The sequence below is a fragment of the Frankia sp. CgKIO3 genome, assembly GCF_977946435.1.
This window is the reverse complement of sequence record NZ_CDWTMO010000177.1, coordinates 1-7,697: the sequence shown is the minus strand read 5'-3', so window position 1 is coordinate 7,697 and position 7,697 is coordinate 1. Positions and strand designations below refer to the sequence as shown.

Annotated in this window: 8 protein-coding genes and 1 pseudogene; 4 read left to right on the top strand and 5 right to left on the bottom strand. The window is 68.9% G+C overall.

Annotated features, from left to right (window positions below):
• The 4 genes from AC08OJ_RS16800 to AC08OJ_RS16785 form a co-directional block, all read right to left on the bottom strand.
• Positions 1 to 1,102: hypothetical protein (locus tag AC08OJ_RS16800; protein ID WP_476596223.1), on the bottom strand; the 1,102-nt coding region annotated here is incomplete at its 3' end.
• Entirely contained in the window at positions 1,089 to 1,820 is a 732-nt protein-coding gene (locus tag AC08OJ_RS16795; RefSeq protein WP_476594637.1) for a class I SAM-dependent methyltransferase, read from the bottom strand. The genes AC08OJ_RS16800 and AC08OJ_RS16795, both read right to left, overlap by 14 nt.
• A gap of 10 nt (positions 1,821 to 1,830) precedes the next feature.
• Positions 1,831 to 3,279: a glycosyltransferase family 4 protein gene (locus tag AC08OJ_RS16790; RefSeq protein WP_476596222.1), complete on the bottom strand. Its 1,449-nt coding sequence runs from the start codon at positions 3,277 to 3,279 to the stop codon at positions 1,831 to 1,833.
• A gap of 376 nt (positions 3,280 to 3,655) precedes the next feature.
• Positions 3,656 to 3,862, bottom strand: a complete 207-nt coding sequence (locus AC08OJ_RS16785; RefSeq protein WP_476594430.1) for a DNA-binding protein — start codon at positions 3,860 to 3,862, stop codon at positions 3,656 to 3,658.
• A 625-nt stretch (positions 3,863 to 4,487) separates the two neighbouring features.
• Here AC08OJ_RS16785 and AC08OJ_RS16780 point away from each other — a divergent pair.
• Both AC08OJ_RS16780 and AC08OJ_RS16775 read left to right on the top strand, forming a co-directional pair.
• On the top strand, positions 4,488 to 4,652 hold the full coding sequence (locus AC08OJ_RS16780) for a hypothetical protein (RefSeq protein WP_476594431.1): 165 nt from the start codon (positions 4,488 to 4,490) through the stop codon (positions 4,650 to 4,652).
• Between the two features lie 112 nt (positions 4,653 to 4,764).
• Positions 4,765 to 5,124 carry a hypothetical protein gene (locus AC08OJ_RS16775; protein ID WP_476594432.1) on the top strand — a complete coding sequence of 120 codons (360 nt, stop codon included), beginning with the start codon at positions 4,765 to 4,767 and terminating at the stop codon, positions 5,122 to 5,124.
• Between the two features lie 606 nt (positions 5,125 to 5,730).
• Here the strand turns inward: AC08OJ_RS16775 and AC08OJ_RS16770 are convergent.
• Positions 5,731 to 6,525, bottom strand: coding sequence for a hypothetical protein (locus AC08OJ_RS16770; RefSeq protein WP_476596221.1), 795 nt, complete (start codon positions 6,523 to 6,525; stop codon positions 5,731 to 5,733).
• A gap of 51 nt (positions 6,526 to 6,576) precedes the next feature.
• Between AC08OJ_RS16770 and AC08OJ_RS16765 the strand changes: the two genes are divergently transcribed.
• The gene (locus tag AC08OJ_RS16765) at positions 6,577 to 6,810 is read left to right on the top strand and encodes a hypothetical protein (RefSeq protein WP_476596220.1); all 234 of its coding nucleotides are present in this window, start codon (positions 6,577 to 6,579) and stop codon (positions 6,808 to 6,810) included.
• Positions 6,811 to 7,475: 665 nt separating this feature from the next.
• Positions 7,476 to 7,697 (top strand): annotated as a pseudogene (locus AC08OJ_RS16760) (DUF397 domain-containing protein); the annotation flags it as partial.

Here is a 7,697-nt window from a genome sequence, read left to right as displayed (position 1 = left end):
CCTCCGTCCCCACCTCCGTCCGCGGCTCCGGAAGCCGCCTGCCGCCCTGCCGAGGCTCGTCGGACTCCTTGTCGAGGACACAGGTCCCCTCGGGGAGGTCGTCGCCGCGGAAGAGGGTCTCGGTGACCCCGCCGGCCAACGTGTCGACCGCGAGGATCACCGCCGCCGCGGTCCAGGTTGACTGTTCGGCAGGCCAGAACGTCGTGGTCTCGAACTGCCAGCCCGTCCAGTAGCTCCCGTCGGCGTGCCGCAGGTGCTGCATGTCCATGACCAACTTGGTCGCCGCGGCGGTCTCGCCCACGAGATGCAGGGCGATGGCGAGTTCGCAGGTCTCGGCCCCCGTGACCCAGGGCTCGTCAGCCACGCAGCGGATACCCAGACCGTCGACGACGAAGTCGTCCCACCGGCTGGTGAGCCGGGACCGACCCGCGGACCGGCGCAGCGCTCCGCCGATCACCGGGTAGTACCAGTCCATCGACCACCGGTCGCGGGGGGCGAAGTACTCCGGGTGAGCGACGAGGGTGTGCCGCAGCGCGCCGGTCGCCCGTTCCCAGGCCGGTGGCACCTCCCCGACCAGGGCGGCGAGCGCCATCCCGCAGCGCAGGCTGTGCAACGTGCTGGAGCATCCCGTCAGCAGGGCCTCGGGGTAGTCGACACCGTCCGACGACCGGGCCCACCAGATCTGTCCGGTCGGGCTCTGCATATCGACGACGAAGTCCAGGGCCGCCTCGACGACCGGCCAGATCCTCGTGAGGAAGGCGCGGTCACCGGTGGCCAACCAGCGGTGCCAGGCTGCGGTGGCGACATAGGCGCACTGGTTGCTGTCGGCGAAGTCCTCCTTGACCGCGCCGCCGACGTAGCTCGTCGCCCAGGATCCATCCGGCCGCTGGTTGCGACACAGCCAGGCCCACGCGGCGTCGGCGGCGTCGACCAGGCCGCCGAGGTCGAGGGCCATGGTGCATTCGAGATGATCCCACGGGTCGGTATGGCCACCGGGATACCAGGGGATGGCGCCGTCCGGCTCCTGGACAACGGCGATCGCGGTCGCGGTCGCGGTGAGCGTCTCGGGGGTCAGGACCGGAGCAGACTCAACCGGCCGCACGCGTTACCTCCGGCTTCCTCAGATACAGCACGATGCTCTTGCCGATGATCGGATTGAGGGCCCGCTCGGCGAGGCGGGTGATGCGGGGACGGCGCATCATGTCCCACACCAGCAGCCGGTGGTAAAGCCGCGTCGCCGGATGGCCGTCGTCGTGGACACCGACGAGACACCGCAGCCACCAGTACGGGGCGTGCAGGGCGTGCGCGAAATGGGTGCCGGCCGGTTCCAGTCCCACCGCGGTCAACCGGTCACGAAGCTCGTCCCGGCGGTAGATGCGGACATGGCCCCCCTCGACGCTGTAATAAGCCGTCGACAGGCTCCAGCACACCTGCTCGGGGAACCGGTTCGGGACGGTGACCGCCACCCATCCCCCGGGCCGCAGCACCCGGGCGATCTCCGCCATCGCCGCCGTGTCGGCGGGCAGGTGTTCGAGCACCTCGGCGGCGATGATCCGGTCGAAGGTGCCGTCGGCGAACGGCAGCGCCAGCGCGTCACCGCGTACTCCGGCGGCCTTCGCCTTGGGTGGAGCCTGTCCCTCCAGGGCCATCGCGGCGAGCATCGCGTTGACGCCGGCGACCTCGTCGGCGGAGTAGTCCAGCGCGATGACCTCGGCGCCCCGTCGGAACGCCTCGAACGTGTGCCGCCCGGCGCCGCATCCCAGGTCGAGCAGCCGGCAGCCCGCGGAGACGGGAAACCGGTCGAAGTCGACGGTCAGCATGCGTCGGCCGTCAGCCGGTCAGCGTCGACGACGCCGGTGCGGACGCCCCGGCGCCGGGTGCGGACAGCGGTGCTGGCGTTGCGGTGGCTGGTGTGGACAGTGGTGCCGGCATCCCGGAGGGCGGGACGGGCGGCGCCCAGCGGGCCGCCGATCCCAGTTCCGGGACGGGAGGTCCCGGGAAGGGGGAGGTGGGCGTCCCGCCGACTGCCGCGATCCGCTCGGCGTACCAGTCCGCGGTGGCCGCGGCGGCCGCCCGCCAGGAGAACCGCGCCTCCACCCGGCGGCGCCCGGCGGCACCCATTCGGGCCCGTCGTTCGGGGTCGTCGAGCAGGGAACCGATGGCGTCCGCCAGGGCCCCCGCATCCCCCGGCGGGACCAGCAATGCGGCCTCCCCGTCCGGACCGGCGACCTCGGGCAGCGCCCCGGCGGTGGTGGCGACCAGCGGGATCCCGCAGCCCATCTCCTCGACGGCGGGCAGGCTGAACCCCTCGTACAGCGAGGGAACGACCGCGACCTCGGCGGAGCGCAACAGGTCCACCAGCTCCAGTTCCGGCATGTTGGAACGGAACGTCACGGCGTCGGCCAGGCCCAGCTCGGCAACCTGGCGCTGGGCCGTTCCCCCTTCGCGGGCCTTGCCGACGCAGACCAGGTGCGCCGAGCGATCCACCCGCAGCTTCGCGAGCGCCTCGAGCAGGACGAGCAGGCCCTTGAGCGGAACATCGGCGCTGGTCACAACGACGACACGGCCCGGAACCGCCGGATTGCCCGAGGGTGCCGGCGTGAAGACGTCGGCGTCGACTCCCAACGGAACCGTGTGCATGACCGCTGAGGGGAGGTTCATGTCTGCGATGATCTCTCGCCGGGAGCTCTCCGACGGGATGACGATGCCGTCCAGCCCCCGCGCGACCCGGGCCTGCATCAGGAGGAACGAGTACCACCGGCGCAGGCCCAGCCGGGACGTGAAGGTGGTTGCCGCGGCGAGGTGCAGGCGGCGATCGACCGTGATCGGATGATGCACGGTGCCCACGACCGGGATCCGGTACGGGCGCAGGGCCGCCCGCAGCGCCAGCAGGCCGTATCCCAGCCCCTGGTTGTCATGGACGATGTCGAACGGCGGTCGGCCCCCGGATGCCCTGGGACGCAGGGCCTGGCAGGCACGCAGGCTGAAGGCGAGCGGCTCGGAGAACTGGCCGGTCCGCATCATGGCGAACTCGACGACGTCCGGCAGGCCGTGGAACTCGGCCAGTCCGGGCCACCGGAACGGGTCGGAGTCCCGGTAGAGATCGAGGCTGGGCAGTTCGGTGAGGCCGACCCCCTCCTCGAGCACCGGGTACGGCGGCCCGCTCACCACCTGGACGCGGTGCCCCAGGGCGACCAGTTCGCGGGACAGATGTCGGACGTACACACCCTGGCCACCGCAGGTGGGCAGACTCCGGTACGACAACAACGCAATCCGCAACTGTGCGCCCTCCGTCCGTCTCGGGCCATGTCCTGGTTCCTCGACGTCGAGGGTGGCGCCGCTTCCTGGCACATTAGGATATTGAGTGCCGATCTTCACTGAAATGGGCCGACGCTGCGTCCCAGCGGTGTGCTTTGCGTCACATTAGGACTCTTCGTCGCGAGTCCAAGATCTGCGGCAACGAGGGAGACTTGCCTCTCCAGAGGGTTTTGTGTCCGCTTTATCCCGCAAGGGATCGGCGAAGACACATTTTCCCCTTCGTGATCTAGACGGGGGGCGGGCTACCTCTGGTCGGTCATGCCTGGCCATGCTAGGCGGAGTCGTCCTCTCGGGTCTTGGCTGATCCTTGAGGGCAACGACTCGGCATGGCTGGGGCCTAGGGCTGCGGCTGGCTCTTGGCGGCTGCCGGTCGGTACTGCGTGATCCATGTCTCGACGTCGGCGGGTTGCCAGAGACGGACCGTACCTTGATCGATATGCGGTGCGGGGAAGTCTGGGCGGTGGGAAAGCTGGCGGGCACGCTCGGCCGTGATGCCGAGACGTCGTCCAATATCGCCCGTCGTCCACAGGTCGTTCTCGCCCATGGGCTACAGCCTATTGCGGCATCCCAAGCATCTCGCTACTCTTGGGGTGCCCCAATAGGCGGCCCTGGCGGTGAGCTCCCACTCTCTCCGCCAGGGCCTTGATCTCGCATCCTCCTGGAAGGGAACGTGACCTATGCCCATGATCTCAGATGGTGAGTCTCGGCTGCCGGACGGCATGCGTTCGGATCTTAGTGTGGTGCTGATGGCGCATCCGGCGGAACCTCCGGCAGTCGAGATGCCGCCGATCATACCGGGTTTCCAGGTCCGTCGGCCGGTACTCGTGTTTCCGGGCGGCATGCGGGTCTGTGTCGACGCTATGAGCACGGATCGTGAGGCGGCTACCTGGTGGGCTGATCTGGCGGTACAGGCTACGTATGCGTCCATCTGGCACGGCACCCGATCGGAAGACGAGCGAGAGATCACAAAGAGCGAGTAACGCAAGACCCGCTACCGTGCGGCGGCCGGTGACCTCGCCTGGGGTTGCTGGCCGTTTGCCGTTTCCGGCCTTCAACAACCTATACAAAGTTTGCGATGATGTAGGTACAGCAACGAAAGCGGCCCGACCGGTGCGGGAACACCGATCCGGGCCTGAGTCCCACAACCTGCCAGATCAGGAGCGGAACCTATGTTTACTATGCCAGATGATCCGGTGCGGCAGAGCGCCTACCTCGTTGATCAGTTGATTGCCAGGGTGCGCGAGGCGCTGGCATTGGTGGCGGCTGAGCTGGACGACGGTCCGCCCGGGAACCTCGTGCCGCGGCGTCGGCGCTGCGTGACCTGTCCGCGATGATCGGCATCGTGACGAGCACTAACAGCCTCGCGGTCCTTGATGCGGTGTGGTTCGGTCTGCTTGAGGCGTCGGACGGCGTGTCGGCTTGCCGCGCATCCGGCGAGGATGCGTGATGCCGGGGCTGGCGCGGGCGTTGAACTTCGTTCGTCAGGACGTCAGCGTGACCGAACGGGATGATCAGCGGGCGGTGTTCGCTGCGGCATGCTCGGCACGGGCCTGGCAGGCCGGTGGGACAGTCTACCAGACCGGTGACAGGCTGCATGAGTGGGCGGCGGTCGTCCGGCTCGTCCACTCCGGCGCCTACGACCTGGTGGTCGTCGACACGATCGACCGGTTGGCCACCACTGAAGCGGGGCGCATGGCGGTACTGGGCATGCTGCGCTGCACGGGGGTCCGCGTCTTTGCAGTACGTGACGTCCTGGATACGGGCGATCCGGTGGGCTGCGCTCTCGTCGACTCGCTGTTCACCTAAGAAATGATCAGGATCGGGTCGGGTGGCTGCGACGTCACCCGACCCAGTTTTTGATCTTCATAGACCCCGGGCTGAGCTGATCTCCTCCGTCGGTCGGGCGGCTGCGCCCTACGTCGGGTTCTCCCGGCCGGGCAAGGGCGCCGACGGCACGTCCCCGTGCTGGGTGCTGTGCGTCCCTTGCGCGGGTGGGAGGTTCCGGCGTAGCCCTTCAGGGGTCCGGGCGGCGGAGGAGATCAGCGGACGTACGCGGCATCTCCCCCCTCCTCCAGAGCGAGGGCCGGGGTTTGGGGCGGAGCCCCAACAACCAGCAACGGCATTACCCTCGCCGGACCTCGCTCGACCCGTCGACCACCCGCGTGGACCAGCGGCACCCTCACCGCCGATCGTCACGATCGTCACGAACCCCCCTGGCGGGGGGCCTGACGCTCCGACGGGCCGACGGGACGACGCTCCGGCCGGGGTGCCGACCGGAGGGAGGCGGGGCCCCGGCCGGGTGCGGCGATCCCGTAGGCGCGGCGCGCACGGCGGCGCGCGGCGCGTGCGGCAGGCCCACCGCGGCGGCCGAAGGTCGCCCTTGAAAATGGGGTAGAGAACATTGGCGACGATCTAGATGGTTGGGCCTGCTGGGAGCGCACGGCGCTCAGATGAGACCTGTTCACCCAGGTCGCGGACGGGTTCGAGCCGTGCCCACTCCTCGTTGCGGGCGAGGGTGTGCCAAATACCGGCGGCCCGGTTGAAGGTCGGGCCGTTGGTCACTTCCTTGCCGTCAACGATCATGAGGGCGTCACTTGCTGCGGTGGCTGCCTGTTCGGGGTCTGGGTGGGTGCGGTGGATGAAGGCCCGTGCGAGTGCGAGATGGGTGCCGGCGGTGCTGACGTACCGTCCGGTTCCGCTGAGCATCGCCAACGATGCGCGGGCGTGTGGCTCGGCTTCGTCACCCTTGCCGAGATAGCCGAGTACCACCGCATTGAAAGCTTCGCTGGACTCTTCGTCGATCGGTGAAGGTCCTGGCAGGCGGTTGCCGGTCCAGAGATGATCATTCATGGTCCGCAAGGCGGTTAGTGCTTCGTCTTCGCGGCTGGTGATGGCGTAGGCGCGGGCCTGTGCGCAGGCGAGGAGCGGGACGATATAGGGGTGCGCCTGCGGCTGGGCCTGGGCGGCGATGTCCGCAGCGGTCTCGAACTCGCGGGCGAAGAAGGCCACGGCGGAGCGCATGGCGGCAACCGATCCGGCAAGTAGTGGGTTACCGGCTGCCTGGGCGTGTTGAGCGGCGAGGACGAAGAACGTCAACGCGCCGTCGTCATCGCCCATGTCGAAGGCGAGTCGACCACGGTAGAAGGCGTATTGGCCGGCGAGGAGTTCGAGGTCGCGACGGTCGGTGCCGGTGACTCTGGTTTCCAACCGGGCTTCCGCATCGTCCCACGCCTGTTCGACGGGTCCGAGTAGATCCGCGTGCGGTGTCGTGGAGTAGATCCGGGTGAGGCGTTGGATGCCCTGGTGGAGCTGGGCGACACTGTGAGGGGGTCCGGGGTGGACGCGGCGATGGCGCGGGAGATCTGCGCGGCGCGGCTGGTGGCGCCAGTCGTGGCGGTGCTGGCGGCAAGGAGGATGCCGGTGCCGAGTAGGTCACGGCGGCGCGACGGACTCATCTCCTCGCGGGGCGGCCCGCTGCTGGGCTCCGCCTGAGCGGGAACCATGACGGGACGTGGTAGCATGGGCGGCGGGGCTATGGCCTGTGTCTCACGGTAGCGAGTGGGATTCCGGGTCAGCAAATCTTCCACGGAAACGTGAAACATCTCCTCCAACACCCGGCATGCCGCCGGATAGGGCCTGGTGGCTACCTGGCCGGCGATCCACCGTTTCGCCTGCCGGTCGCTGAGTGGCTCCGGCACCCGAAGATCGTTGTTTTCCCGGCTAAGTGTGCGGGTGGTGGTGTCGAAGACACGGCGGAAGTCGTCGTAACTCCAGTTCCGATCATGAACTAGTCGGGCGAGCATCGTGTCGCTGCGGGGCGGGGCCATCAGCGGTCCTTCCGACTGTCTGGCGGGGTCTGAGGTCCTGGTCAGGTGCCATGTTCCGACCGCCGGCCTCGAATGTCACGGGATGGCATCAGGAAGGCACGGATGGCATGCGGATGCCGTGCCGTGCCGTCATGGTGGCGGCGTTCCCCTGCGCCCCGACGGTCACTGTGATGCCTGGTTCGGTGGCCGATAGTGATGCCCGGCGGTTCTGGTCGGGTTGGCCTTCGTGTCCTCGGCGGGCGCTGTGAACGGTTCCGGGCGGGCTGTTCCACGGGGTGGGGCCTGCCCGGGGCCACCTTGTTGTGATCACGAGACGAGGGGGGTCCTGGCGTGGGCCGGTGGGAGGACGAGCACTTTGCCCGGTTGGAATGTGAGGTGCCGGTGCGGGGCCGGGATCGTCTGGCCTGGTGGCGGACGACGCAGGCCGGCCCGGGGGCGGTGGAGGTGGCCGCAGTGCCGGTCGGGACGCTCGGGCTGCTCGACACCCCGGGGATAGCGGTGCGGCACGGCCGGATCCCGGCGGGGGCGGGGTTGCTGTTCGAGGCCGGGGAG

Bases quoted from the DNA above. Each gene is read 5' to 3' on its own strand.
- AC08OJ_RS16795 (WP_476594637.1), bottom strand. From the start codon at position 1,820: ATGCTGACCGTCGACTTCGACCGGTTTCCCGTCTCCGCGGGCTGCCGG.
- AC08OJ_RS16785 (WP_476594430.1), bottom strand. From the start codon at position 3,862: ATGGGCGAGAACGACCTGTGGACGACGGGCGATATTGGACGACGTCTC.
- AC08OJ_RS16780 (WP_476594431.1), top strand. From the start codon at position 4,488: ATGTTTACTATGCCAGATGATCCGGTGCGGCAGAGCGCCTACCTCGTT.
- AC08OJ_RS16775 (WP_476594432.1), top strand. From the start codon at position 4,765: ATGCCGGGGCTGGCGCGGGCGTTGAACTTCGTTCGTCAGGACGTCAGC.